Source organism: Brevundimonas diminuta (genome assembly GCF_039673845.1).
Lineage (GTDB): Bacteria > Pseudomonadota > Alphaproteobacteria > Caulobacterales > Caulobacteraceae > Brevundimonas > Brevundimonas diminuta_E.
In genome coordinates this window covers 164,266-189,909 of the sequence record NZ_JBDJMK010000010.1, presented here as the reverse complement: position 1 = coordinate 189,909, position 25,644 = coordinate 164,266, and the positions used below count along the sequence as shown (strand labels likewise).

General features: G+C 68.2%; 22 protein-coding genes. 11 read left to right on the top strand and 11 right to left on the bottom strand.

The features are described from left to right. Positions 1-99: 99 nt before the first annotated feature. From ABE454_RS12785 to ABE454_RS12750, 8 genes are all read left to right on the top strand, one after another. Positions 100-1,434, top strand: a complete 1,335-nt coding sequence (locus ABE454_RS12785; RefSeq protein ID WP_346532210.1) for a peptide MFS transporter — start codon at positions 100-102, stop codon at positions 1,432-1,434. A 229-nt stretch (positions 1,435-1,663) separates the two neighbouring features. After that, complete coding sequence (locus tag ABE454_RS12780) at positions 1,664-1,756, top strand: potassium-transporting ATPase subunit F (RefSeq protein WP_157677928.1); 93 nt, start codon at positions 1,664-1,666, stop codon at positions 1,754-1,756. Positions 1,757-1,772: 16 nt separating this feature from the next. Beyond that, positions 1,773-3,485, top strand: coding sequence for a potassium-transporting ATPase subunit KdpA (gene kdpA / locus ABE454_RS12775; RefSeq protein WP_346532208.1), 1,713 nt, complete (start codon positions 1,773-1,775; stop codon positions 3,483-3,485). Between the two features lie 13 nt (positions 3,486-3,498). Then, a complete protein-coding gene (gene kdpB / locus ABE454_RS12770) occupies positions 3,499-5,562 on the top strand; it encodes a potassium-transporting ATPase subunit KdpB (protein WP_346532206.1) in 2,064 nt (687 codons plus the stop codon). Positions 5,563-5,578: 16 nt separating this feature from the next. Beyond that, complete coding sequence (locus tag ABE454_RS12765) at positions 5,579-6,313, top strand: TorF family putative porin (RefSeq protein WP_346532204.1); 735 nt, start codon at positions 5,579-5,581, stop codon at positions 6,311-6,313. Continuing rightward, positions 6,313-6,903 (top strand): potassium-transporting ATPase subunit KdpC, encoded by a 591-nt coding sequence (gene kdpC, locus ABE454_RS12760; RefSeq protein ID WP_346532203.1) that lies wholly within the window; start codon positions 6,313-6,315, stop codon positions 6,901-6,903. The genes ABE454_RS12765 and kdpC overlap by 1 nt, the downstream gene beginning before the upstream one ends. After that, a complete protein-coding gene (locus ABE454_RS12755; RefSeq protein ID WP_346532201.1) occupies positions 6,900-9,569 on the top strand; it encodes a sensor histidine kinase KdpD in 2,670 nt (889 codons plus the stop codon). The genes kdpC and ABE454_RS12755 overlap by 4 nt, the downstream gene beginning before the upstream one ends. Positions 9,570-9,579: 10 nt before the next feature. After that, positions 9,580-10,269: a response regulator transcription factor gene (locus ABE454_RS12750; protein ID WP_346532199.1), complete on the top strand. Its 690-nt coding sequence runs from the start codon at positions 9,580-9,582 to the stop codon at positions 10,267-10,269. Positions 10,270-10,296: 27 nt separating this feature from the next. Here the strand turns inward: ABE454_RS12750 and ABE454_RS12745 are convergent, their stop codons facing one another. From ABE454_RS12745 to ABE454_RS12725, 5 genes are all read right to left on the bottom strand, one after another. After that, entirely contained in the window at positions 10,297-11,040 is a 744-nt protein-coding gene (locus ABE454_RS12745) for an energy transducer TonB (RefSeq protein WP_346532197.1), read from the bottom strand. Continuing rightward, positions 11,037-11,639: a biliverdin-producing heme oxygenase gene (locus tag ABE454_RS12740; protein WP_346532196.1), complete on the bottom strand. Its 603-nt coding sequence runs from the start codon at positions 11,637-11,639 to the stop codon at positions 11,037-11,039. Before ABE454_RS12740 ends, ABE454_RS12745 begins: the two co-directional genes overlap by 4 nt. A 10-nt stretch (positions 11,640-11,649) precedes the next feature. Then, entirely contained in the window at positions 11,650-15,198 is a 3,549-nt protein-coding gene (locus ABE454_RS12735; RefSeq protein ID WP_346532229.1) for a TonB-dependent receptor domain-containing protein, read from the bottom strand. Positions 15,199-15,353: 155 nt separating this feature from the next. Beyond that, positions 15,354-16,280 carry a FecR family protein gene (locus ABE454_RS12730; RefSeq protein WP_346532194.1) on the bottom strand — a complete coding sequence of 309 codons (927 nt, stop codon included), beginning with the start codon at positions 16,278-16,280 and terminating at the stop codon, positions 15,354-15,356. 101 nt (positions 16,281-16,381) lie between these two features. Beyond that, positions 16,382-16,897, bottom strand: coding sequence for an RNA polymerase sigma factor (locus tag ABE454_RS12725; RefSeq protein WP_346532192.1), 516 nt, complete (start codon positions 16,895-16,897; stop codon positions 16,382-16,384). Positions 16,898-17,081: 184 nt separating this feature from the next. Between ABE454_RS12725 and ABE454_RS12720 the strand changes: the two genes are divergently transcribed. Then, a complete protein-coding gene (locus ABE454_RS12720) occupies positions 17,082-18,044 on the top strand; it encodes a YciC family protein (RefSeq protein WP_346532191.1) in 963 nt (320 codons plus the stop codon). Between the two features lie 21 nt (positions 18,045-18,065). Here ABE454_RS12720 and ABE454_RS12715 read toward each other — a convergent pair whose 3' ends face one another. Genes ABE454_RS12715 through ABE454_RS12690 form a run of 6 tightly spaced genes read right to left on the bottom strand, consistent with a single transcriptional unit; the run spans position 18,066 to position 24,040 of the window. Further along, positions 18,066-18,947: an RDD family protein gene (locus ABE454_RS12715; RefSeq protein WP_346532189.1), complete on the bottom strand. Its 882-nt coding sequence runs from the start codon at positions 18,945-18,947 to the stop codon at positions 18,066-18,068. Further along, complete coding sequence (locus tag ABE454_RS12710) at positions 18,937-19,941, bottom strand: stage II sporulation protein M (RefSeq protein WP_346532188.1); 1,005 nt, start codon at positions 19,939-19,941, stop codon at positions 18,937-18,939. The genes ABE454_RS12715 and ABE454_RS12710 overlap by 11 nt, the downstream gene beginning before the upstream one ends. After that, positions 19,938-21,251 carry a DUF58 domain-containing protein gene (locus ABE454_RS12705; RefSeq protein WP_346532186.1) on the bottom strand — a complete coding sequence of 438 codons (1,314 nt, stop codon included), beginning with the start codon at positions 21,249-21,251 and terminating at the stop codon, positions 19,938-19,940. The genes ABE454_RS12710 and ABE454_RS12705 overlap by 4 nt, the downstream gene beginning before the upstream one ends. Continuing rightward, the gene (locus ABE454_RS12700; protein WP_346532184.1) at positions 21,248-22,204 is read right to left on the bottom strand and encodes an AAA family ATPase; all 957 of its coding nucleotides are present in this window, start codon (positions 22,202-22,204) and stop codon (positions 21,248-21,250) included. Before ABE454_RS12700 ends, ABE454_RS12705 begins: the two co-directional genes overlap by 4 nt. Beyond that, the gene (locus tag ABE454_RS12695; RefSeq protein WP_346532183.1) at positions 22,191-23,417 is read right to left on the bottom strand and encodes a DUF4350 domain-containing protein; all 1,227 of its coding nucleotides are present in this window, start codon (positions 23,415-23,417) and stop codon (positions 22,191-22,193) included. Before ABE454_RS12695 ends, ABE454_RS12700 begins: the two co-directional genes overlap by 14 nt. Further along, positions 23,414-24,040, bottom strand: a complete 627-nt coding sequence (locus tag ABE454_RS12690; protein ID WP_346532181.1) for a DUF4129 domain-containing protein — start codon at positions 24,038-24,040, stop codon at positions 23,414-23,416. The genes ABE454_RS12695 and ABE454_RS12690 overlap by 4 nt, the downstream gene beginning before the upstream one ends. A gap of 263 nt (positions 24,041-24,303) precedes the next feature. On the opposite strand from ABE454_RS12690, the gene ABE454_RS12685 reads away from it, so the two are divergent. Beyond that, on the top strand, positions 24,304-25,059 hold the full coding sequence (locus tag ABE454_RS12685) for a hypothetical protein (RefSeq protein ID WP_346532179.1): 756 nt from the start codon (positions 24,304-24,306) through the stop codon (positions 25,057-25,059). Between the two features lie 58 nt (positions 25,060-25,117). Further along, the gene (locus ABE454_RS12680) at positions 25,118-25,615 is read left to right on the top strand and encodes a hypothetical protein (RefSeq protein ID WP_346532177.1); all 498 of its coding nucleotides are present in this window, start codon (positions 25,118-25,120) and stop codon (positions 25,613-25,615) included. Positions 25,616-25,644: the final 29 nt, after the last annotated feature.

Here is a 25,644-nt window from a genome sequence, read left to right as displayed (position 1 = left end):
ACAGGATATGACCGGCGTCGGCTACGGCCTCTGTTCCTTGCGGAACGGAGGCCGTAGCGCCGTCAGGAACGCGGTCTGCGCGGGGGAGAGCAGAACAGCATGAGCATCGCCGTCAGCGAGAAGAGTTTCCTGGGCCAGCCGCGGGGGCTGGCTGTCCTGTTCCTGACCGAAATGTGGGAGAAATTCTCCTTCTACGGGATGCGCGCCCTGCTGGTCTATTACATGACCACCACCCTGCTGATCGAGCAGGGGCGGGCCTCGATCATCTATGGCCTCTATACCGCCGTCATCTATCTGACGCCCATCTTCGGCGGGATGCTGGCGGACCGGTGGCTGGGGCGCAGGCGTTCGGTCACCTATGGCGCGGCGATCATGATCCTGGGCCATTTCATGATGGCGTCCGAGAGCCTGTTCTATCCGGCGCTGGCGGTCATCGCCATCGGCAACGGCCTGTTCCTGCCCAATCTGCCGGGACAGGTGGCGGGGCTGTACAAGCCGGACGATCCGCGCCGGGGCAGCGCCTACAACATCTATTACATGGGCGTGAATCTGGGGGCCTTCATGGCGCCCATCGCCTGCGGCGCTATCGGCGAGATCTACGGCTGGCACTGGGGCTTTGCGGTGGCGGGCGTCGGCATGGCGGCGGGGCTGGCCATCTATCTGGCCGGAGGGCGCTATCTGCCGCCGGACCCGTCGCGCGCGGCGCGGCAGGAGGCCAAGGCGGTCAAGGCTGAGGGCCTGTCGCGGTCGTCGATGTGGCTGTTCGGCGGGGTGATCCTGGCGGTGGTCGTCTTCCGCACCGCCTATGAGCAGGTCGGCAACACCCTGGCCCTGTGGATCGGCAGCGACGTGGATCGCGCCATCGGCGGCTGGACCATTCCCATGACCTGGTTCCAGTCGGTGAACCCGCTGCTGGTCTTCGTGCTGACGCCGATCTTGGTGACGGCCTGGGACCGCGCGGCACGCAGGGGCAAGGGCGTGTCGTCGGTGGGCCGCATGGCCATCGGCGCGGCCATGGTGGCCAGCTCATTCTTGGGTCTGGCGATCGTCGCGGCGCTGGCGGGGCAGGGGGCGGTGCACTGGCTGTGGCTGGCGGCCTTCTTCTTCGTGATGACCAGCGGGGAGCTGTTCATCCTGCCGGTCGGGCTGGGCCTGTTCGGCCGTCTGGCCCCGGCCCATATGGCGGCCACCATGATCGCGGCCTGGTATCTGGCGGCCTTCGCGGGGAACCTGTCGGCGGGCGCCATCGGCACGACCTGGAGCGCCATGGCGCCCAGCGCATACTTCACCCTGATGGCGGTGGTGGCCAGCCTGTCCTGCCTGTGCCTGCTGCTGCTGGCGCGCCCGTTCCGCGCGCTTGAGAAGGCCGATCGTCTGTCCCGGTCGCCGGAAGGAGCGGAGCCTCAAGGCCAGGGCAAATCCTGGTCCGCATAGGCTGTGAGGCGCAGCAGTCGAGGCCGGGCATAAGGAGGCGCTGAGCGCGCGTCCTTATGCGCAGCTTATGCGCGGCGGCGTCTTTCGTATGACGCCCTTACGCCGTTCCGCGCTCTCTTCCGGCTCTCAGTCGAGCTGGAGGTGTCGGCATGGCCGATGTGGTTTTTGTGGCGATCGCCGTCGGAGCCTTTGTGGCTTTCGCCGCGCTCGCCATTGCGTTGAAGAGGTTGTGACCGTGTGGCTGAACGTCCTTTGGGGCGTCGGCGCCCTGGTCATCGCCGGCTATATGGTTGCGGCCCTGCTGCGACCCGAGCGGTTCTGAGCGGAGCCGCCTTCTCATGAATATTCAAGGATGGGCGGAGATCGCCCTGACCCTCGGCCTCGCCGTCGTGCTCGGCTGGCCGATCGGGATCTATATGTCGCGCGTCTGGAATGGCGAGCGGACCTGGCTGGACCCGGTGCTGAAGCCGGTCGAGGGCCTGTTCTATCGGGCCGGAGGGGTCGACGCGGCTCGCAGTCAGGGCTGGCTGGGCTATGTCGGCGCCCTGCTGGCCTTCAATCTGGCGGGCTTTGTGCTGCTGTACGGCCTGCTGCGGTTGCAGGGCGTGCTGCCGATGAATCCGCAGGGGTTCGGCGGCCTCAGCCCGCATCTGGCCTTCAACACTGCTGTCAGCTTCGTCACCAACACCAACTGGCAGAGCTATAGCGGCGAAAGCGCCGTTTCGACCTTCAGTCAGATGGTCGGCCTGACGGTGCAGAACTTCGTTTCGGCCGCCACGGGCGCGACGATCGCGGCGGCGCTGGCTCGCGCTTTTCTGGCTGATCGGGGCGAGGGCGTCGGCAACTTCTGGGCCGACCTGACGCGGACCAGCCTCTATGTCCTGCTGCCCATCGCCTTTATCGTGGCGGTGGTTCTGGCCGGGCTGGGCGTGGTGCAGTCGCTGGCGGCCTCGGCTCAAGCGACGACGCTGGAGGGCGGATCGCAGACGATCAGCCTGTTCCCGACCGCCAGCCAACTGGCCATCAAGCAGTTGGGCATCAACGGCGGCGGCGTGTTCGGCGTTAACTCAGCGCATCCGCTGGAGAATCCGACGCCGCTGACCACCCTCATCACGGCGATCTGCATCAATGTGATGGGCTGGGCGGCCTTCTTCGCCTTTGGCCGCAGCGTCATGGCCAAGAAGGACGTGCGCGCCCTCGTGGTCGCGGCGGTCCTATTGCTGGGGGCGGCGGGATCGGCCCTCTATGTCGTCGAAAGCCAGCCTGCGCCCGCTCTGGTCGCGGCCGGCGTCGATACGTCCGCCGGAAACATGGAGGGCAAGGAGGTCCGCTTCGGCGTGCCGTCCTCCGCCGCCTGGGCGGCCCAGACGACCGGCGCCTCGAACGGTTCGGTCAACTCCATGCACGCCAGCTATATGCCGCTGGGCGGGGCCGTGACGATGTTCCTGATGCAGTTGGGCGAGATCCTGCCCGGCGGGATCGGGTCCGGGATCGCGGTCATGGTGCTGATGGCCATGCTGGCGGTCTTTGTGGCGGGCCTGATGGTCGGCCGCACGCCCGAATATCTGGGCAAGAAGATCGAAGCGCGCGAGATCCAGTTCGCCATGCTGGTGGTGCTGGTCGTGCCGCTGTCGGTGCTGGGCTTTTCAGCGGTTGCGGCGGTCCTACCCGAAGCGTTGGCCAGCCTGTTAAACAAGGGACCGCACGGTCTGTCCGAGATTCTCTACGCCTATACTTCGGCGACGGGGAACAACGGCTCTGCCTTTGCCGGACTGGCCGCCAATACGCCGGGGTGGAACACCACGCTGGGTCTGGCCATGCTGCTGGGCCGGTTCGTGCCGGCTGTCGCGGTTCTGGCTGTGGCGGGGGCGCTGGTCGCCAAGCCGCGTCTGGCGCCGTCGGTCGGCACATTGCCCACGCATGGCCCGCTGTTCATCGGCCTGCTGATCGGGGTGATCCTGATCCTTGGCGGCCTGCAGTTCTTCCCAGCCCTCTCTCTGGGTCCGATCGGGGAGCATTTCGACATGCTCCAGATCGTGGCCCGGTTCTGATCGGATATCCGTCATGACCCAAGTTACGCTCGATCCGTCGAGCCCTCGGTCGACGCCCATCGCGGGCGGGCTGACCGGGGCCATGCTTGGCCGGGCGCTCGGCGATGCTGTCGTCAAGCTGAACCCGACCCGGCTTCTCAGAAACCCGGTGATCTTCGCCACCTGGATCGTCGCAGCCCTGGCCACTGTTTCAGCGGTCGCCGCCGTGGCGATGGGGCAGTCGGCAGGCTTCGCCATCCAGCTGGCCCTGTGGCTGTGGGCCACGGTGCTGTTCGCCAACGTCGCCGAAAGCATCGCCGAGGGGCGAGGCAAGGCGGCGGCGGATTCCTTGCGCGCCTCTCGCGTCACCACCAAGGCCAAGCTGATCATCGACCCCACGACGGGCACGGTCGTCCCGACCCCGGCGCATGAGCTGGAGATCGGCGCGATCGTTCTGGTCGAGGCCGGGGACGTCATCCCCTCGGACGGCGAGATCATCGAGGGCGTCGCCTCGGTCAACGAGGCCGCCATCACCGGCGAGAGCGCGCCCGTCATCCGTGAAAGCGGCGGCGACCGCTCGGCCGTTACCGGCGGCACCACGGTCGTCTCCGACTGGATCAAGGTGCGTATCACCTCGGCCCCCGGCGCGACCTTCCTCGACCGCATGATCGCCATGGTCGAGGGCGCGGACCGTCGCAAGACGCCGAACGAACTGGCCCTGTCGGTTCTGCTGGCGGGCTTGAGCTTGATCTTCCTGATCGCGGTCGCGGCGCTGCTGGGGCTGGGCGCCTACTCAGGAATCAAGCTGGATCCCATCATTCTGGGCGCGCTCTTCATCACCCTGATCCCCACGACCATCGGGGGGCTGCTGTCCGCCGTCGGCATCGCCGGCATGGACCGGTTGCTGAAGGTGAATGTTCTGGCCACATCGGGCCGCGCGGTGGAGGCGGCAGGCGACGTCGACACCCTGTTGCTCGACAAGACCGGTACCATCACCTTCGGCAACCGCATGGCGACCGAGGTCATCCCCGCGCCGGGCGTCCGTCCTGAAACGGCGATGCGCGCGGCGGTCATGGCCTCTCTGGCCGATGAGACGCCGGAAGGCCGATCCATTGTCGAACTGGGCCGCAACGCCGGGGTGACGGGGGACATGCCCGCCGGAGCCAAGACCATTCCCTTCACCGCCGTGACCCGCCAGTCGGGCCTCGAAGCCGACGGCCGCTCGTGGCGCAAGGGGGCGGTGGACGCGGTGCTCAAGGCTCTGGGTCTGGCCGAGGGCGAGGCCCCCGCCGAGTTTCGCGCCGCCGTGGACCGCATCGCCCGTTCCGGCGGCACGCCTCTGGCCGTGGTCGAGAACGACGCCCTGATCGGCGTCATCCACCTGAAGGACGTGGTCAAACCGGGGGTGAAGGCGCGCTTCGCCGACCTGCGCCGCATGGGCCTGCGAACCGTCATGATCACCGGCGACAACCCGGTGACGGCGGCGGCGATCGCGTCCGAAGCCGGGGTCGACGACTTCCTGTCCGAGGCCACGCCCGAGGACAAGATGCGCCTGATCAAGGCCGAACAGGCCAAGGGCCGTCTGGTCGCCATGTGCGGCGACGGCGCCAATGACGCGCCCGCCCTCGCACAAGCCGACGTCGGCGTGGCCATGCAGACCGGCGCTCAGGCTGCGCGCGAGGCCGGCAACATGGTCGATCTCGATAGCGATCCGACGAAGGTCATCGAGATCGTCGAGGTGGGCAAGCAACTGCTGATCACGCGCGGGGCGCTGACCACCTTCTCGATCGCCAACGACGTGGCCAAGTATTTCGCCATCATTCCGGCGATGTTCGTGGTCGGCCTGCCGTCGCTGGCGGCGTTGAACGTGATGAAGCTGTCCAGCCCGGAGAGCGCCATCCTGTCGGCGGTCATCTTCAACGCCCTGGTCATCGTCGCCCTGATCCCGCTGGCGCTGCGCGGGGTGAAATACCGCGCTGTGGGTGCGGGCAAGCTGCTGGGCCGCAACCTGCTGATCTACGGACTGGGCGGTCTGATCGCGCCCTTCGTCGGCATCAAACTCATCGACATCGTCATCTCCGCCTTCGGTCTGGCCTGAGCGGGAAGGAAGCATCATGCGAAAACGCAACAAACTGGACGGCTCCGACCTGACCAACGCCTTGCTGGGCGGGGCCTGTCTGGTCGCTGTCATCACCCTGGGCCTGTGTGCGGCGCCGACCGAGGCCAGGGCTCAGGACGTGGCCTTCAACGCCGCCGTCGGCACGGACTACGTCTTCCGCGGCGTCAGCCAGAACGAGGGCGATCCGGCGATCTCGGCCGGGGTCGATGTGAAGCAGGGCCTCTTCTACGCCGGGGCCTGGGCCGGGACCGTCTCCTTCGCCGCAGACGCCGGCACTGACGCCGAGATCGACCTCTACGCGGGCGTTCGCCCCGCGTTCGGCGGCTTCGACTGGGACTTCGGCGCGGTCGGCTATGTCTATGCGGGTCAGCCGGACGGCGCCGACTACAACTACGTCGAGCTGAAGGCCGCCGCATCGCGCGCGGTCGGCCCGGCCACGCTGGGGGCGGCGGTCTATTATTCGCCGGACTTCTTCGGCGCGACCGAGGATCAGGCGACCTATGCCGAGCTGAACGCGGCGATCAGCCCCGCCGATAGATGGACGCTGTCGGCGGCTGTGGGGCGGCAATGGGTGTCGTCCCACCTCGACTATACGACCTGGAATCTGGGCGCGGCCTATCAGCTGACGCAGCATCTGGGTCTGGACGTCCGCTATTTCGATACCGACGAACACGGCTTCGGCTCCGCCTATGACAGCCGCGTCGTCGCCAGCCTGAAGGCGAGCTTCTGATGCTGAACCATATCCGTCCGGCGATCGTGATGATCGTCCTGTTCACCGGCGTTCTGGGCGTCGGCTATCCGCTGGCCGTGACGGGCGTGGCGCAGGCCGCCTTCCCGGATCAGGCGAACGGCAGTCTGGTCCGCGACGAGGCCGGGCAGGTGGTCGGCTCGGCCCTGATCGGTCAGACCTTTGCGCAGCCCGGCTATCTGCACCCCCGGCCTTCGGCGGCGGGGGACGGCTATGACGCCGCCGCCTCGTCCGGCTCCAACCTCGGTCCGTTGAACCCCGATCTGATCGCGCGAGTGAAGACGGACGCCGATGCTCTACGCACCGAGGCGGGCATGACGGCCATCCCCGCCGACGCCGTGACCGCCTCCGCATCGGGCCTCGACCCGCATATCTCTCCGGCCTACGCTGAGCTTCAGGCCGCCCGCATCGCCAGGGCGCGCGGGGTCGAGGAGGCGCAGGTGCGAGACGTGATCCGCCGGCATGTCGAGGGCCGCACGTTCGGCGTGCTGGGCCAACCGCGCGTCAATGTCCTGATGACCAATCGTGCGCTGGATGCCCGTTTCGGCCGGCTTGCAGTCGAGGGCGGATGACGCCGTCCGGCCTCGCTACGGACCAGACCCCGTCCGCCCCGCGCAAGCGTGGGCGGCTGAAGGTTTTTCTCGGCATGTCGCCGGGCGTCGGCAAGACCTATGAGATGCTGCGCGCCGCCCGCCGCCGAAAGGCCGAGGGCGAGGACGTCGTCGTCGGCGTGGTCGAGACGCACGGCCGCAAGGAGACGATGAGCCTGTTGCGCGGGCTGGAGGTCATGGCCCGCAACCCTATCGCCTATCGCGAGCGGACCTTGTTGGAGTTCGACATCGACGCCACCATTGCGCGACGCCCGGACCTGCTGCTGGTTGATGAATACGCCCACTCCAACGCGCCCGGGTCGCGCCATCCGAAGCGCTGGCAGGACGTGGAGGAAATACTGGACGCCGGGATCGACGTCTGGACCACGCTGAACGTCCAGCATCTGGAAAGCCTGTCGGACGTGGTGCTGCGTATCACCGGGGTGCGTCAGCGCGAGAGCGTGCCCGACAGCGCCCTGTCGCGCGCCGACGACATTGAACTGGTGGACATCACGCCCGAAGAGCTGCGCAAGCGGCTGGCCGAGGGCAAGGTCTATGTGCCCGAGACGGCGCGGCTGGCCTCGGACAACTTCTTCAAGGTCGAGAACCTGACGGCGCTGCGCGAACTGGCCCTGCGGCGCGCGGCCCAGACGGTGGACGATCAGTTGACCGCCCGCCTGCGCGAACAGGGGACGGCCGGGCCGTGGGCGGCGGGCGAGCGCATTCTGGTGCTGGTGGCGGGCGACGCCATGGCCGCCCCGCTGGTCCGCACCGGGCGGCGGCTGTCCGACATGATGATGGATGCGCCGTGGACCGTGGCCCATGTCGACCGCCCCTCGGGCGCGCGCCATGCCGCCAGTTCAGCGGGCAAGCTGTCTGAGGCGCTGAAGCTGGCCGAGCAGCTGGGCGGGCGCACGGTGGTTCTCAGCGGTGATGATGTCGTGCGCGCGGTCATGGATCACGCGCACAACAATCACGTGACCCAGATCGTTCTGGCCAAGGGGCGCGACAGCCGCCTGTCCGAGTGGCTGGGTCGGTCGCTGGCGGCCGAACTTCTGCGTCAGGCGTCCGGTGTCGCCGTCCACGTCGTCACCGATGGCGTAGAGCCGGGCCCCAGGGTGCATAAGACAACGCGGGCGCGCCTGGCCGGAGGTTGGCGCGGCTATGCCGTGGGGGCGGCCTTCGTTGTGGCGGCCACTGGACTGGCCCTGTTGCTGGACCGGGCGTTCGAGCGGGTCGACATCGGCGTCATCTATCTGACCGCGGTACTGGCGGCGGGCGCCCTCTATGGCCTGCGCCCCGCCATGGCGGCGGCGACAGCGGCCTTTCTGACCTATAATTTTCTGTTCCTGCAGCCGGACTTCAGCTTCTCCATCGGTTCGCCGACAGACGTGCTGACTCTGCTCGTTTTCTGGGGCGTGGCGCTGACGACCGGCGCTCTGGCGGGGCGGGTGCGCGAACAGGCGCGAGCGGCGCAGGCGCGCGCCTCGGCCGTCTCAGCCCTGCTGGCCGCCAGCCAGCGCCTGAGCGGCATCGGCGACAGGGCCGTGGCGGCGCGCATTCTGGCCGAACAGACGGCCGCCGCCGCCGGGGCAGGGGCCGTGGTCCTGCTGCCTGTCCATGGCGAACTGACCCTGAGCGCCGGTGCGCCGGGCAAGCCCGAACTGGACGCCGAGGCCATGGCCGCCGCCCGCTGGGCCTGGGAGAAGGGCGAGCCTGCAGGTCACGCCACCGGCACCCTGCCGCAGGCGCGCTGGACCTTCCGCCCGCTGCAGGGCGTGCGCGACCGGGCGGGCGTGGCGGGCATAGAAGCGGCGGCCCTTGCGCCCGGTTCGGACGAGGAAAAGCTGGCGCTGGCCCTGCTGGATCAGGGCGCCGTGGCGATCGAGCGGGCCGATCTGGCCGGGCAGGCGGTCGAGACGGAGACCCTGCGCCGCACCGACCGTTTCCGCAACGCTCTGATGAACTCGGTCAGCCATGATCTGCGCACGCCGTTGTCGACAGTGCTCGGCGCCTCGACCACGCTGATCGACCTGGGCGACAAGCTGAAACCCGCGGTGCGCGCCGATCTTCTGCTGTCGATCCGCGAGGAGGCCGAGCGCCTCAGCCGCTATGTCGGCGACCTGCTGGACATGACGCGTCTGGAGGGCGGCGGCCTGAACATCCGCGCCGACTGGGTCGATGTCCGCGACGTGTTGAACGCGGCGGGCAAGCGTGTCGGTCGTCGGCTGGGCGAGCGCAGGATGACCCGCGACTTCCCCGCCCAGCTCAGTCTGGTCATGGTCGATCAGGGGCTGCTGGAACAGGCGCTGGTCAACATCCTAGAGAACGCCATCGCCTACAGCCCCGACGGTTCAACTGTCGAGCTGGCCGCCTATGAAGACCGGGGCGCGGTGGTCATCTCCATTGAGGACGAAGGCAAGGGCATCCCCACCGCGGAACTGGAGCGCGTCTTCGACCGCTTCCGCCGCATGGAGCAGCCGTCCGACCGGACCAAGGGCGCGGGGCTGGGGCTGGCCATCGCCAAGGGTTTCGTCGAGGCCATGGGCGGCCGCATCGCCGCCGCCAGCCCGATCATGGAGGGAAAGGGAACGCGCATCCTGATCAGCCTTCCCAAGGCCGTCGCCACCCACCCGAGCCTGCTTTAGGGTCCGCCATATGGCCGCCGTCCGCCCCCAGATTCTCGTCATCGACGACGAACCGCAGATCCACCGCTTCCTGTCCCCGGCGCTGGACGCCGCCGGCTATGAGCCGCGCCGCGCCGACAGCGGGCAGGAGGGCCTGCGCGGCATCGCCCTGTGGAGCCCCGACGCCGTGGTGCTGGACCTGGGCCTGCCCGACATGGACGGCAAGGATGTGCTGGCTCGGGCGCGCGAATTCTATGCCGGGCCCATCATCATCCTGTCGGCGCGTGACCGTGAGGCCGAGAAGATCGCCGCCCTGGACCTTGGCGCGAACGACTATGTCGAAAAGCCGTTCGGCGTGGGCGAGCTTCTGGCCCGCCTGCGCGCCAATCTGCGCCAGGCCGCGCCACAGGCCGCAATATCGGGTCCGCTGACGATCGGCGATGTCGTCATCGACCTGGAGCATCGGCTGATCAGCCGGTCGGGCGTGACTATGCGCGTCACTCCGAAAGAATACGACGTCCTGGCGCACCTGGCGCGTAACGCTGGAAAGGTCGTCGGCCACCGCGACCTGCTGACCGCCGTCTGGGGCAGGGCCCATGCCGAGGACACCCAGTACCTGCGCGTCGTCATCGGCCAGCTGCGCCAGAAGCTGGAGGCCGACCCAGCGCAGCCGAGATTGATCGTCACCGAGCCAGGCGTCGGCTATCGGCTGTCGGAGTGAACGCGGCAGAGAGGCGCTTTCATCACATCAGCGTCGCGTGAAGAAGTCGACGTGGGTGGCGATTTCGATCACGTCGCCGGGTTCGTCGGCCGGGGGCGCGGGAAGCGGCTGGGCGCGCTGGAGCATGGCCAGCGCCTCGCGGTCCAGCATCGGACGGCCTGAGCCGCGCGTGATGGCCGAGGACAGCACCCGACCGGCCCGGTCCATGGTGAAGCGGATATGGACGACGCCTTCCTGACGCTGGCGTTCGGCGATGGCGGGATAGCGCTTGTTCTGGTCGAGGTGGGCCAGCAGACGCGCACGCCACTCGCGCGGGGCGCTGGAGGCCTCTGCGGCGGGGGGCTCCGGTTGCGCGGGCGGGGCGGTCGTCGCCGGCGCCGGCGGTTGCGGCGAGGGGGCGGCCGTCGGGCGCAGCTGGGGCGTCGGCGCGGGCAGGGGTTCAGGCCCTTCGGCGACGACTACGCGGCGCACGATGTCCGGCGGCCGGGGCTTCTGATCGGCGCTGCGGACCTGTTCCTTGCCGGGCGCGCGTTCCGAGGGCGGCCGGGGCGGAGCGGCCTCCATGCGGATCAGCTCCACCGTCATGGCGTCGTATTCGACCGGCGGCGCGATCGATGCGACCGGGCGCAACAGCAGCAGAAGAGGCGCCGCGTGCAGGACCAGCGCCGCCGCCGTCGCCAGCGTCTTGCGGCCCATCGCCCGCCGCGCCGCCCGCCCGTGAGGCGCGGGGGCGGGCGTCAGATCGCCTGTGCGGTCCAGGGCCATGGTCATGCCGGGGTCGGGGCGTCCGCATAGAAGGCGGCGTCCACCAGTCCGCGCACCCGGTGAAAGGCCGCGCGGGCGCCCTGGCTGAGGCGCTCTTCCTCTTCGGGCGAGAAGGCCGGGGCGTCCAGCCGGGCGGTGAAGGCGCGCCAGGCGTTGGCGCGCCCTTCCGGCGCCGCCGCCAGATGACGGGCGCCGAATTCTTCCGACAGGTCCAGCGCCGCCGCCGCCTTCAACAGGAAGGCGGCGCCCAGGTTCGATCCTTCGGCCACATAGAGCCAGCCCAGGGCGGTCGGAACATCGACCGCCTGTTCGGGCCGGAAGGGCGGCGGCCCGTCCGCGTCGAGCGGCGCGGCGTCCAGATCGGCCAGGTCCGCCCGCACCTCGGCCTCGCGGCGGCGCTGCGGCAGGTCGGGGATCAGGGCGGTGAGGGCGGGCGCCTCATACAGGGCCGCGATGTCGCGGTGAAAGGCGTGCTGCACCTGCAGGAAGCGGATGTAGCGCTGGCGGTCGGCGAAGGGTTCGGCCGCCATGATGGCCTTGTCGAGACTGTCGTGCACCTGATGGCTGTCGCTTTTCAGGCGTTTGGCGCGGCTGTTTTCGGTCATGGACAGTTCCTCAGAAACGGTAGCTGAAGCCGACGCGCAGGGTATGCAGGTCTGCATCGGTGCGCGCCTTGCGGCCGTTGACGATTTCGGATGAACCGGTCGTTTCCGTGACCTTGAACATGAAGCGGCCTGTCACAGGGTCGCGCATCGGCATTCCGGTGACGGGATCCCACATCAGCTCGCTGACGGTGGTGCTGCGGCCGCCGCCCGCGCGGGCCTGTTCAAAGGTGAAGTCCTGCGCGCCGAAGTTGGAATAGGCGTAGTCCGTCCGCATCGACCAGCCCTGTCCCAGATCGCGCTCGACGCCGAAGCCCAGCGTCCAGCCGGTGCGGTCCACGCTGGCCTTTTCCTTGAAGAAGAAGACCATGTCGTTGGCGTGGGAGTTGGCCAGATTGCTTGGCGTGTCCGAGCGATACTGCAGACGGGTCTGGTTCTCGCGCAGGAAGGCCGCGCCGCCCGTGCCGTAGACCAGGGTGCGTCCGAAGGCGTAGCCGACCCGGCCGCGCACGGCGGCGGTCCAGTCCCAGTCGTATTCGACCGAGGAATCCAGACGGCCTGCGCGTCGCATGGACTGGGCGTTGCTGTCGTCGCCGGTGACCAGGACGCCGGACCATCCGGCCATGCTGGTGCGGGCGATGTCGCCTTCCACGCCCAGCACCAGATTATTGGGCAGCTGCCAGTTGTAACCGGCGTGGACGCCCGGCGAGACGCCCTTATAGGTCTGGTCCACGCGACCGCCGTCGGCCTCGGCGCCGCTCAGGTCGCGGATGTCGCCGTCTTCCTGACCAAAGCCGTAGCCATAGACGCCGCCGACGTAGAAGCCGGTCCAGTCGGAAGTGTCTTCATCGGCGCCGTTGAACCAGTTGCCCGGCCAGGCGCCCGATCCTGCGCCCAGCTGGCTGGTCAGGCCGATGCGGATGGTGCGTCCGGGCGCGGGCACGATGCCCAGGCTCAGCGGCTCGACATACATCTGGTCGGTCAGGTTTTCGATGCTGAAGTCCAGCGACAGCGCCGGGCTGAAACGGTAGCGGCCGGTCACGTCCGCCGTGACATAGGAGCTCCACGGAATGGCGGCGATCAGGGGCGCCAGACCGCTTTCGGTCGGCTCGAAGGTCACGGCCCGCTCGTCGCGATAGACCAGACGCCCGCCCAGATTCAGCCGGTCGTTCATGAAGTTGCGGTTGACGCTCAGATTGGCCGCCCACTTCGGCGGAATGTAGTTGGTGCCGTAGTCCGAGGCCAGCGAACTGGCGATGCAGCCCTCGTCCGGGCGGCAGAAGGCGATGTGGTCGTACCAGGTGATCCCGGCGTCGATGGTGGTGGCGCCGCGGCGATAGCTGGCGTTGGCCTCCAGGCCGCGGAACTCGGCGCGGTCGATGTTGTACATCTGGGTCTGGAAGACTTTGCGGACGTAGCGACGCGCGATGTAGTCCTCGATGCTGTTGTCGAACCAGACCAGCTTCAGCCCCAGTTCGTCATCGGAGGCGAACAGGTCGGTGCGCAGATAGTTGGCGCCGATCTCCCAGTTGTGGGCCTCTTCCTTGTGCAGGTCGGGGTTGGCCATCATGAAGAAGCCGCTGGTCGCCTCCATCAGCGACGGCAGGCGCGCGGCCTGCTTATAGGTGGCGAACAGCTGCATTCCGTCCATCGGCGTGGCCGTGGCGCCCAGCGAGAAGCCGAAGGCGTCCTCGCTGCGGTTCAGCTTCTGCGAGTTGTAGATGGTGCCCGACTGACGGTCTTCCAGATCATAGCTCTGGTAGCGCAGGCCTCCGTCCAGACGCAGCCATGCGGTCGGCTCCAGCGAGGCCTGGGCGAAGATGGTGTATTCGTCGCGCACCCCTTCGCGCGCGGGCGGAATGGCGCCGCCCGTGACCCAGCCTTCGGACGGACCGGCTTTTTCATGCAGATAGGCGGCGCCGTAATCAGCGTTCAGCCAGCCCAGCGGCGTCGACAGGCGCGAGCTGTTGGTGACGTCCACGCCCCAGCTGTCGAAGTCGCGCGACGACGGATCGCTCTGCGCCAGCGAAGCCGAGGTTTCGTTCAACTGCGACAGCCAGACGTTGCTCTTCAGGTCGATCAGGTCGTTGACGGGGTTCCAGCGGTGCCGCGCCGTGAAGCGGTCCAGCGCCGTATTGGACAGCGGCCAGTGCTGTCTGACGACGCTCAGCGTCTGAGAAACTTCGGACGGATAGTTCTCGCCGAAATCGCTGCGATAGCCGCCGTAGCCCAGTTCCAGAGTGTGGTCCGGCGCCGGGCGGATGATGGCCTTGAACAGCCAGGATTCCGTGTCGGTCGAGGTGTTCAGCACCGCCTCGCCGCCGACGAAGGCGGTCATGCCGTGTCCCTCATAGAAACCGGCGGCGTTGGCGCACAGGTGCTGCAGACGCTCGCTGCCCGGCGCGCCGCTGGCGCAATAGGCCGAGGGGCTGCTGGTGCGTTCGGGCGCGCCGCGCCCGTGGGCGCCCGCGTGATAATTGCCCGACTGACGGAAGGCGTAGCCCGCCAGCAGGTCGACCCGCTCGCCCTTGCGCGCCCAGACCAGACTGCCCGAGCCGCCGCCGGGCTGCAGCGGACCGGGACGGTTCAGCGGGTGGGTGATGGCCAGCGGATCGCCGGAACTCCACTTCTGCTCCAGCAGGCTGCGGCTTTCGGCGCCGCGCGGGGCCGAGCTGTTGTCCGACAGCGACAGCTTCAGCCGCATCCCCGTTGTCTCGCCCTCGGCGATGATGTCGTCGGGCGACAGGGTGGTCATCGACAGCGAGCCGCCGATGCCGCTGGGCATGCCGCCGGTCATCGACGGGCCTTTCTGCACGGCGATGGAGCTGATGAAGTCGGGGTCGATGAAGTTGCGGTTGCTGACGCCCTGATAGCCCCGATAGACGCTGGTGCCGTTCATGGCGCCGTCGACGGTGACGGCGATGCGCCCCTGACCCTGAAGGCCGCGGATGTTGACGTCCAGACCGCCGCTGTTGCGGGCTTCGGCTGACATCAGGCCGCTTTCGCCCTTCAGCACGTCGGCAGGCGAAGAGCCGGGATAGGCCTCCAGCGTCTGGCGCGAGATGACGCTGACCGAGCCGGGCGTGACATAGACCGAGCCTGCCGTGCCGTCCCAACCGGCGGCCGAACCGTTGCCCGAACCGCCCGTTGCGGGGCCGCCCGCGCCCTCGACCCGCACGGCGCCCAGCTGGATCGCGCCCGGCGCCGCCTGCGGCGCGCGCTCCAGGGTGACGATCGAACCGTTCAGCCGATAGGTGAAGCCGGTCCCGGCCAGCAGGCGGTCCAGCGCCTGACGCGGCGTCAGGGCGCCGCGCACGCCGGGGCTGCGCGCCCCGCGCAGGGCCGCGCCGTCGGTGGCGACCTGCAGGCCCGACTGAGAGGCGAAGACCACCAGGGCGTCAGAAAGGGGCTGGGCCGGAATCTCATAGGCGCGGGCCGCCTGCTGGGCCGCGGGCTGGGCCAGCGCGGGCGCGGCCAGGACCAGCGGGGTCAGACCCGCCGTCGCCATCAGGAAAGACGTCACCGCCGACCGACGCGCCTGATTGCGCGCATTCCGCCCCATAGCCACTGAGAAACTCCACTGCTGCTGAACGGCATGTGCAAATCATTCGCAAATACCTGTTGCGGCTTTCAACGAGCGGGCAGGGCGGTTTTCCAGAAATAAAACGGAATTCGCGGCCTGTTGTAAAATTTCTGTTTTAAATCAGCAGGCTGAAATCAGGACACAATGATGAGCCAGGGCGTCAGGCGACGCACCTTGCCGCCCAGCGGCCGCACCATCACGCCCAGCCCTTCGGCGGGATCGCCCATGTCATAGACGCCTGTAACCGTGCGCGCGGCCAGTCTCCGGTTGGTCAGCAGTATGGCCCCGGCATGATGACGGCGGGCGTCATGCAGCATTTCCGACACCGGCTGATCCACGGCCGTCATGCGGTCGCGATCCCAGGCGCCGACCACCTGGGGCGAGCCCGAGCCGCTGATCTGCCCGCCGCGCACCGCGCGCGACCAGGCGCCGTCGGTCAGCAGTCTCGGCGCGGCGCCCGCGCGCTCGACCCGCACCCGGCCGTGACGGACGGCGACATCGGTTCCCGCCTCGCCCAGCCGGACATTGAACCCGGTGCCCAGCACGGTGACGCGCGTATCCCCGCCCTCGACATGGAAGGGACGGGCGGCGTCCGGCGCGACCTCGAAATAGGCCTCGCCCTCCAGCAGACGGACATCGCGCCGGTCATCCTCCAGCCGGACCTTGATGGCGCTGCGCGGCGCCAGTCGCACGACGCTGCCGTCGGCCAGGGTGAACTGGTCCGCCTGACCGGCGCCGGTGATGTGGTCGGCTCCCCACCGTGTCGCGGTCGCGGGCGCCATGACGGCGACGGCCAGCAGGGCCGCCGCCATGGCGCACACCACCGCGATCCGCGCGCCGCGCCTGCGCCGGGGCGTCGCCGCCGATGCGGGCAAACGGCCCAGCAATTGCGAAACATGGCCTGCGTCCGCCCAGGCCAGGGCGTGCGCCGGCGACTGGTCCAGCCAGCGCTCGAAGGCCTGACGTTGGGCGTCGTCGCCCGGCGTCTCGTTCAGCAGGACGGACCAGCGGATCGCCTGACGCAGCGGCGTGCCGGAATCCGGATCGGTCGGCGATGTCATGTCCGCCTCCCTGCACGAACAAGCTTCAGATCGGCCTCAGCCGTTGACTGTCTAACGGGCGACTGATCGTTTTTTCCAGAAATCGACGCGAACGGCATGGCTCAGCGATCGCGCGACAGGCGCAGGGCGCAGTGTTCGACGCCGTCGACCACCAGGGTCTGGGCCAGAGACACGGAGATGTTCAGCCGTTCGGCGACATCGCGCAGCTTCAACCCCTCGACCCTGTAAAGGATGACGGCGCGCCGCGTGCGCGGCGGCAGTTCGTCCAGCACCTGCAACAGACGCTGGATTTCTGAACGCGCCATGGCCGCCGCCTCGGGCGAAGGGGCTTCATCGGCGGGATGGACGCCCTGTTCCATCAAGGCGTCGACCGAACTTCGCCCGATCCGTTTGCGGGCGCGATAGACGTCCAGCGCCAGGTTGCGGACGGTGCGGTACAGATAGCCGACCGGCTCGGTCAGCGGACGCAGGCGCTCGACGGCCTCGACCCGGATCCAGGCGTCCTGCACCAGATCCTCGGCGCAGGCGCGGTCGTCGACAATCCCGCAGGCATAGTCGATCAGCGCCTGCCTGTGCGCCTGATAAAGTTCAAGAGAGCGGGAAGGCGAAGACGGCACGCGGACCAGACACAGGAAGGCAGGTCCGCGTTTATATGAGAACGGTTCTTATCTGGCGAGGGGTATCTGTTTAGGTGCGCCGCGGGGGCGTTCATGACCGGGGCGGTCGGCTCCGTTGTGAAAAATTCTGGCCAACCTCTCCCGACGCCGTTACGCCTGACGCCAAGCAGACAGGAGCGTGGCCTTGCGCGGTGAAATTCTGACCTATGATCCGGCGACCGGCATGGGTGTTGTTCTGGGCGACGATACGGACCGCTATCTGTTCAATGCTTCGGCTCTGCGGTCGGAGCCGCCGGTGGCGCGCGGCGACAAGGTTGATTTCGTGCCGCAGGATGGTCAGGCGACCGAAATCTTCGTGCTGCGAGGGCCGACAGTGTCGCCATCGGCGCCGGCCGGTGGCGGCGGGGCGTTTGATCTGGGGCGGGTGATCCAGAGGACGTTCACGATCATTCGCGGCAATGCGGCGGTTTTCTTCGGTGCGGCGACCCTGTTGGTCGGCTTGCCCAGCGTGCTGATGGGGGTTGGTCAGGCGGCGCTGATAACGACCTACTCAGGCTCGAGCCTGATCGCTTCGGGCGTCGGATTCGTCCTGTATCTGGTCGGGCTTTTCATGCTGCAGGGCATGGTGGTTAAGACGGCGGTCAACGGCTTCAACGGCAAGTCGACGTCGCTGGAACAGTCGATCGACACGGCCATCAAGATGTTCTTGCCGTTGCTGGGGTTAGGCATCGTTGCGAGCATCGGAACCAGTCTGGCTTTCCTGTTGCTGATCGTGCCGGGAATTATCGTCGCCGTCATATGGTCCGTCGCCGCGCCCGCCGTGGTGGTCGAGAAAAGGGGCGTGTTCGAAAGCCTGCAGCGCAGTCGGGATCTGACGCGCGGCTATCGCTGGCATGTGTTCGGCCTGATGGTCATCTATGTGATCCTGTCGTGGATCATCGGCGCGGCGGTCGGCGGGATCAGCCTGGCCACCGGCGGCAGCTTTATGGAAGGCAGCACGATCGTATGGGTCAATGTCGCCACCAATGTGATCATCAACATCCTGTCGGGCGTGGTCGCCTCGGCCGGGGTGGCGGCGCTGTATTATGAACTGCGCACGGTCAAGGAAGGGGCGGGGCCGGAGGCTCTGGCCGCCATCTTCGACTGAGCCGTTCGCAGGCGCTGCCCGTCAGATGTCGTGCTTGTCGCGGCGGCGCACGCCCATCAGCAGCTTCTGCTCCAGCCGCGCGCGCACGGCGGCGTAATAGGCGCTGAGGAAGTCGCGGTCCGTCTGGTGCGGGTCGCGCGGCCAGTTGATCTTGGCCATGATGCGCTCGGCCACGGTCTGCATCGTCCTGCGGTCGCCGGTGCGCAGGACGGATTCCAGAACATGCAGTTCCTTGGCGCCATAGGCGTCCAGCTGCGCCAGGGTGAAGCCGTGGCTGGCCATGCGCTGCGCGCCGTCGTCTGCCATGTCGCGGGTCAGTTTATGGCGGGGCGTGCGCACCACCCATGTCCCGCCGACCAGATCGCCCAGCCGCAGCCTGTCCCTGTTGAACAGGGGAAAGAAGACGAAGATCGCCGCCCAGACAAAACCCAGCAGATACATCCAGCTGTCCACGCGGCCCTGACCCGCCCGCGCGGCCAGCAGCGACAGGGGCATGAAGACCTCCAGTTCGCGCATGGCGTTGCGGGCGAAGACGGATTCCGCCCTCAACCGCCCGCCATCGCGTGAGGCGACGCGCAGACCCATCAACCGCTTGCCCGGCGTAGCGGCGGCGGCCGACAGCTCAAAGACGGTGAAATAGAAATTCCTCAGCAGGAAGAAGACCACCAGCCACAGCACGGCCATCATCTCGGCCCCCCCCAGACCGGCCGCACTGAGGGCGCCGACGCCGGTGAAGATCAGGATCAGGGTGAAGGCCAGCAGCCCCCCTATGATGATGGCGGCGTCCAGCAGGAAGGCCGCGGCCCGCTGTCCTGCATCGGCGATGTTCAGCTTCAGATCGACGCCCTCGGGCGTGATGAAGGGACGTTCGGTGCGGTTGGTGCGGGCGGCGTCAACGGTCACGGGCGACCTCCCGCCGGGGGGCGTAGAAATAGAGGCCCCAGATCAGGGCGGTGACGGCGGCCACGGCGTAGCGCATCCCCGTGTCGGCGATCAGCTGGCGCCCGAAACCTTCCAGCAGGCCCGCCAGCAGCAGCATGACGATGACGCCGCCCATGACGACGCCTGCGCTGCGCCCGGCCTGAACGGCGGCGTCCAGCCGGTGGGCGCGGCCGGGAAAAGCTACGGCCCACCCGATCCGCAGTCCCGCCGCGCCCGCCAGAATGACGGCGAACAGTTCGGTCACGCCGTGGATCAGCAGCCAGCCGCCCAGCTCCAGCCCCAGACCGCGGCTGGCGTACAGGGCGAAAAAGGCCCCCAGTGTCGCGCCGTTGTAGAGGATCAGCAGACCGGTCGGCAGGCACAGGGCGAACCCCAGCGCAAAGGCCAGAAGCGCCACCTGGGCGTTGTGGGTGAACAGAAAGGCGGCGAAGACCGACAGGCCGCCAGCGCCGTCGGCGCCGTCCAGCGCCTCGCGCAGGGTGGCGGTCGAGGCTCCTGGATCACGTCCGCCCGCCAGATCGGCGGGCACGAAGGCGTGGAACCATTCGGGGTCGTGCATGACCAGCCAGCCCCCGACCACGGCGCCCAGCAGCATCAGGGCGGCGGAGATCAGCGTCTCGCGCCACAGGCCGCGCACGGCGGCGGGCCAGTCGTGACGGAAGAAGCTTTTCAGCCGGTCTCGCACCGTCGCCCGCGATCCGTAGACGAAGAAATAGGCCCGCGCCGACAGCGTCTCCAGATAGTCGATCAGCCCCTGATCCAGCGACGTCTCGCGCGCCACCGACAGGGCCGACAGGGTCGAGCGGTACAGCACCGGGACGGCCAGAATCTCATCGTCGGTCAGCTTGGACGCCGAGCCCTTTTCGGCCTTGTCCATCAGCCGTTCCAGACGGCGCCAGTCGTCCTCGCGCGCCTGACGGAAGCGCTGGCTTTTCAGCAGGGGGGCGTCGGTCACAGTAGATCCCTCCGCTTCAGGTCCAGCCAGGCGTTGACGGTTTCGGGGCCGACCTGATCGGCCGGGGCGTCGACGATGTGGGCGCCCATGCGGCGCAGGCGGGCGATGACCGTTTCACGCTCGCGCAGCAGGCTGGCGGCGACGACGGCGCGCGACACGTCTTCGGGCGTCTGCGGCCCGGCGGCGACCAGGGCCTCAAGCTCTGCGTCGCGCAGGACGACGAACAGCACCAGATGCCGTTTCAACAGCCGCCCCAGCGACTCGATCATCAGTTCGGCGGCGGTGGAGTCGGTGAAGTCGGTGAAGACCACGATCAGCGAGCGGCGCTGAAGCTGACCCGACAGGGTGGCCAGGGCCAGGGTGTAGTTGGTCTCGTTCGTCGAATAGTCGATCCGGCCCGCGACGGTCTGCAGGGTTCGGAAGGCGTTCATGCCGCCGACGGCGCCAGTCGTCAGTCGGGGGCGGGAATCGAAGGCGAACAGACCCGCCCGGTCGCCCGAGCGCAGGCAGGCATAGGACAGCAGCAGGGCCGCATGGATGAAACGGTCCACGCGCGGCATGCCGTCGACCGGCTCGCAGGCGGCGCGGCCGCAGTCCAGGGCCATGATGACGTTGTGATTGCGCTCGGTGCGGAATTCCTTGGCCAGCAGGGCGGCGTGGCGGGCCGACTGCTTCCAGTCGATGGCGCGCCGGTCCATGCCGGGCTGATAGTCGCGCAGGGCCTGAAACTCGGCGCCTTCGCCGATGTCCAACTGGGCCTTGGTTCCGAACAGGGCGTCGCGGGCGAACAGGCGCACCGCCTGATCGCGCACCCACTGCAGGTCGGTCAGCACCGGCGCCGGCTGTTCAAGGCTGAAGGTCTTCTGCTTCCAGCACAGGCTCAGCGGCCCGCGCCAGCGCACCCACAGGTCGTTCAGCGTCGCATCGCCGCGCCGCGCGGGCGTGAAGGGAAAGGCGAGGGCGGCCGCATGGTCGCGCACCCCGGCGCGGCGCGGCTCGTCATTGAGGCCCAGCTTGGCCTCGCCCGATAGGGCCGCCTCGACCTCAGCCGGGGCGCGGCCCGACGAGAAGCGGACCTTCAGCCCGATCAGACCCGGTCGTCCGACGGCGGCGCGCATCGGCTCAGGCGCATCAAGGCTGAGGCCCGCGCGCGATCCGCCCAGCACGGCGTCCAGCGCGAACAGCAGGACGACGCCCGCGATCCACACCGGACCGGCCAGCCAGCCGACAGGCGTCAGCACGCCCGCCAGCAGGGCGACGGGCGCTCCCGCCGCCAGAACGATCACCGCGCGTCGGCTGGGATAGATCACCGGGGCGCCGCCACCTGATCCACCAGACCGGCCAGCACCTGCTCGACACGGCGGCCCTCGATCTCGGCGGCGGGCGACAGCACCAGACGGTGGCGCAGGGCCGGGATCGCCAGCGCCTTCACATCATCGGGAATGACATAGTCGCGTCCGTCCAGCGCGGCGCGGGCGCGGGCGGCGACGGCCAGCAGGGCCCCGGCGCGCGGCGAGGCGCCCGTCTCGACATCGGCGGAATCGCGGGTGGCCCGCACCAGATCGGCGATATAGCCGACCACCTCGTCCGTCAGCCGCACCTGGGCTACAGCGTCGACGGCGGCGGTGATGGCGTCGCTTTCGGCCACCATTTCCACGCCAAGGGCGGCAGGGTCCATCTGGCCGGTGCGCGATCCGTGGGCGGCGATGATCGCGCGCTCCTGCTCCAGGTCGGGATAGTCGAGGACGTGCTTGAACAGGAAGCGGTCCAACTGGGCCTCGGGCAGGGGATAGGTGCCCTGCTGCTCGATCGGGTTCTGGGTGGCGACGACGGTGAAGCGCGGGCTGAGCGCATGGGCCTGACCGTCGATGGTGATGTGACGCTCCTGCATGGCCTCCAGCAGGGCGGCCTGGGTCTTGGGCGGCGTGCGGTTGATCTCGTCCGCCAGCAGCAGTTCGCAGAAGATCGGCCCGCGCGTCAGGGTGAAGCTGGAAGTCTGGAAGTTGAACAGGTTCGACCCCAGAATGTCGCCCGGCATCAGGTCCGGCGTGAACTGGATGCGGCCGTAGTCCAGTCCGACCGCACGGGCGAAGCTGTGGGCCAGCAGGGTTTTGGCCGTGCCGGGCGGACCTTCCAGCAGGACGTGTCCGCCCGCGAACAGGGCGGTCAGCAACAGGTCGACGGCGCCGTCCTGACCGACCACGGCCCTGGCGATTTCGGCGCGGATGCGCTCGGCGATCGTCTTCACCTCATTGACGTGCACGGGTCAGCTCCTGGTTCCAGCGATAAAGGGCGGCGGCGACCTGCATCAGATCGCCGGGCGTTTTGGCGGCCCGGGCCTGATCGACCAGGGCGGAATAGGTGGAATGCGCGCCCTGGGCCTGACCGACACGGTCCAGGAAGGCGTCCAGTTCGGCGTCGCTGAGGCGGCGCGGCGCGCCGATCGCGCGGGCCACGGCGGCCCGCGTCAGAAGGGCGTAGGGCGCGGCCATGTGATGCTCGCGCCGGGCCAGCCGCACCAGCCCCGCCGTATTGTCCGCCAGTCCGCGCTTGCCCAGCGCGATGGCGCGGCCGCTCTCTCGCGCTGGGCCGAAACGGACCACGGCCTGATAACCGGCGAAGACCGCCAGCGCCGCCAGCACCAGCGTCATCCCCAGCAGCGGCGGCTCCAGCATCAGCCGCAACAGGCTGCGGGTGCGCTGCATTCCATGAAGCGTCAGGTCGAAGATGACCGGAGAATTCTTCGCCCGCATCACGTCCAGCAGGGCGATGGCGGTGCGCGCGCCGTTCAGGGTTTTCAGGCCGTGGGTGCTCAACAGATCGGCGTCGGCCAGAACATAGAGGCGGCTCTGGGCGTGCATGGCCAGCACGGAACGGCCCTGACCGTCGGTCACGACCGGGATCCAGTCCGGGCCGGAAAAGGTCCGCAGCCCGTCCACCTGAACCGCAGCGCCGACCGCAGAGCCGTCAGGTCGCCTCAGTTGCACCGGGCCCTTGCCCTCACGGGCATGTAACTCGACCCCCCGGCGCAGGTGATCGCTCAGCGGCGACAGGGCGGCGTCGTCGGGCAGGGCGCCCAGGGTGCGGACCCAGCCGGGATGTTCGGGGTCGGGCGCCGTGCCCCATTTGGGCAGGACCAGCAGGGTCGCCCCGGCGTGGTTGATGTCGTCGACCTGCGCGGACTTGGCGCCGGGCGGCGGCGTCAGCACCAGCAGGCTTTCATCCGAGGCCGGGGTCAGGTTCCCCCGGCTCAGCGTCACCGGCACGCCGAGATGGCGCAGCAGCACCGGCGCCGCGCCGAACCCTGTCGCCGCGCGCGACAGGGCGTGGCCGCCGCCGTCATCGCCGGATTTCAGCTCGGGCGCATAGGCCGACAGCACGCCCAGACCGGCCAGGGCGACGACGCTGACCAGCAGGACCGCGATCATGACGACAGGAGAAAAGGCGCGGCCGACGGCGCCGGAGGATCGGCTCATCCGCGCCAGCCCTCGGGCAGGGCGAAGGCCTCATAGGCCTGACGGCATTCGGCGAAGTCGCCAGCGTCGACGGCGGCGCCGCCGAACAGGCTGCGTTCGACCACGCGGCCGATCTGTTCAAAGGCGGGTCGGGCCGCTTCGGGCAGGGCCTTCAGGCGGGCGATCTCGCGCGAGGTGAGCGAGACGTGCAGGGCGCGCGGCTGGCGCTTTTCGATGTCCTGCACGCTGCGCAACAGCAACAGGTGGGCGGCGTCGGCGTATTGCCCGCGCGCGGCGAGGGCGTCGGCGTCGGCCAGCAGGTCGCGCGCCGCCTGCGCGTCGGGCCGCCACGCTTCATCGCCCATGACCACCGGCGGACGGGGTCTGGCGCGCGGCGCGCGGATGCGCATGATCTCGCGCACGAGGGCATAGAGGATCAGCGCGACCAGCAAGGCCAGACCGATCCAGAACACCCACTTCAGCACCGGACCCAGCGCCCTCAGCACCTCGCCCAGCCAGTGCAGCCAGCCTGGCGGTTGGGGAGGCGTGAAGCCTGCACGGTCGAATTGTAGGGTGGTGTCTTTCAGCAGAGCGGCGTGTGCCTGTGCGACCCCATCGCCGGAAGCCGAAGCTCCATTCTGCATGCCTATGTCCCATCGGCCCCGTTGCCCAAGCCATAACGGCGGACGGGCTCAAGTCAACTATAGGGACGATGTGGAGCGGGTGACTTTCAACCTCCTGGCGATTGATCGACGACTGCGCTTCGCGAGGGCCGCGTACTGTGCGGATTTCATCAAAAAACGGGTTGCCAGATTTAATGAGCGGTGTTTAATTATTTTTGCGCCTTGATCCGCTTGGAGGGCGGGCGCATCGCTTTTGGTGTTCATTCTTCGCAATGAGGGCTCACATGCCGTCACCCGCCCCAGCTATTATTTCAGGCGTTGCCGCGCTGGCAGCCTTCCTGATCGGCGCTCCGGCTACGCAGGCATCGACAGAGCCGTCACTGATTGAAATCCACGATGTGGATCGCGACGCTGTGCCTGCGGGAACGCCGGCGGCGTTTGACGTCGCCTTCCCGAACGCCCAGCGCAATGAGGCGGTGCGCGAGATTGACGACGAGATCTACAGCTTCGTGCCGTTGGCTTTTGTCCCGCTATCCGACACGCGTGTCGCCCTGATCAGCACCGGCGCAAACGAATGCACCGGTCAGGCCTGCAGCGGCATGAACGCCGTTCATTACCTGGATCACGAAGCGGGCGCGCCGCGCTATCCTTACAGCCTGCAGGGCGAGTGGCTGGATGTCGGCGCGGCAGGCGTGGTCGGCAACGCGGCTCTGCGCTGGGGCTGGACCACGGCGATCGCGGACAACCCTGTCCTCTACACCGAGGCAGGCGGCGTCTGGCAGGGGCGTGCATGCGGACAGGCCGTGCTGACGGAATTGACGTCAGACGGGCCGGTGGAGATCGCCAATCTTCAAATCTATTTCTCGGACGCAAGCGGCGACGAAAGCGACGGGGATGTCGAGGGCGTGATCGTCTCTGCCGAGCAGGGGCGTAGTTTCACCGTATCTTACAGCGGTTCAGCCCGCTTTACCGAAACCTACAGGCGCGGCGCCGACGGACGGTATCATCTGGACGGTCAGAGCCGGGTTCCCGCCTGTTGAACAAGGCCTGATGAACACGACTTGCGTCGCTGCCGCGGCGGGCTTCAGGGAGTTCTGAATGCGTATTTTGCTGACGGGCGTAGCGGCGATTGTTTCGCTGATGGCGACTGGCGCTCTAGCCCAGGATGTCTGCTTGTCTCTGGACCGGGGCGACCTGTCGATCGGTCAGGTTCTGTCTCGCGCACAGCAGCAGCAGTTAATGGCCGAGGCGCCGGTCGGCGCTCTGCACTGTGGCCGCACGGGCTGTACGGCTGCGGCGCCTGACGGCGTCAGCTATAGTTGGCGGCGCGATGGACGTGTTGTGGGCAAGACCATTGAACTGTCCGACGCCACCGGCCTGCCGGGCTGGCGTGGCGGCATCGATCAGGACTTCGCCGATCAATTGGGGCAGGCGATCTGTTCACGCTTCACCCTGACTGAGGAAGAGCTGGGCGCCGGCTATTCCATGCAGGCGGAATTCGTTTTGGAACAGGGACAGGCGGTGGTCGCTAATATCTTCGGCGCCGGGACGACCGATGAACCGCTGACGATCCAACTGCGTGCTGATGATCCATAAAACTCTACGGGCGTGCGCGTCTGAAGTTC

Bases quoted from the DNA above. Each gene is read 5' to 3' on its own strand.
- ABE454_RS12695 (WP_346532183.1), bottom strand. From the start codon at position 23,417: ATGAGCCGATCCTCCGGCGCCGTCGGCCGCGCCTTTTCTCCTGTCGTC.
- ABE454_RS12785 (WP_346532210.1), top strand. From the start codon at position 100: ATGAGCATCGCCGTCAGCGAGAAGAGTTTCCTGGGCCAGCCGCGGGGG.
- kdpB (WP_346532206.1), top strand. From the start codon at position 3,499: ATGACCCAAGTTACGCTCGATCCGTCGAGCCCTCGGTCGACGCCCATC.
- ABE454_RS12735 (WP_346532229.1), bottom strand. From the start codon at position 15,198: ATGGGGCGGAATGCGCGCAATCAGGCGCGTCGGTCGGCGGTGACGTCT.
- ABE454_RS12690 (WP_346532181.1), bottom strand. From the start codon at position 24,040: ATGCAGAATGGAGCTTCGGCTTCCGGCGATGGGGTCGCACAGGCACAC.
- ABE454_RS12740 (WP_346532196.1), bottom strand. From the start codon at position 11,639: ATGACCGAAAACAGCCGCGCCAAACGCCTGAAAAGCGACAGCCATCAG.
- ABE454_RS12730 (WP_346532194.1), bottom strand. From the start codon at position 16,280: ATGACATCGCCGACCGATCCGGATTCCGGCACGCCGCTGCGTCAGGCG.
- ABE454_RS12745 (WP_346532197.1), bottom strand. From the start codon at position 11,040: ATGACCATGGCCCTGGACCGCACAGGCGATCTGACGCCCGCCCCCGCG.
- ABE454_RS12755 (WP_346532201.1), top strand. From the start codon at position 6,900: ATGACGCCGTCCGGCCTCGCTACGGACCAGACCCCGTCCGCCCCGCGC.
- ABE454_RS12685 (WP_346532179.1), top strand. From the start codon at position 24,304: ATGCCGTCACCCGCCCCAGCTATTATTTCAGGCGTTGCCGCGCTGGCA.
- ABE454_RS12680 (WP_346532177.1), top strand. From the start codon at position 25,118: ATGCGTATTTTGCTGACGGGCGTAGCGGCGATTGTTTCGCTGATGGCG.
- ABE454_RS12765 (WP_346532204.1), top strand. From the start codon at position 5,579: ATGCGAAAACGCAACAAACTGGACGGCTCCGACCTGACCAACGCCTTG.
- kdpC (WP_346532203.1), top strand. From the start codon at position 6,313: ATGCTGAACCATATCCGTCCGGCGATCGTGATGATCGTCCTGTTCACC.
- kdpA (WP_346532208.1), top strand. From the start codon at position 1,773: ATGAATATTCAAGGATGGGCGGAGATCGCCCTGACCCTCGGCCTCGCC.
- ABE454_RS12750 (WP_346532199.1), top strand. From the start codon at position 9,580: ATGGCCGCCGTCCGCCCCCAGATTCTCGTCATCGACGACGAACCGCAG.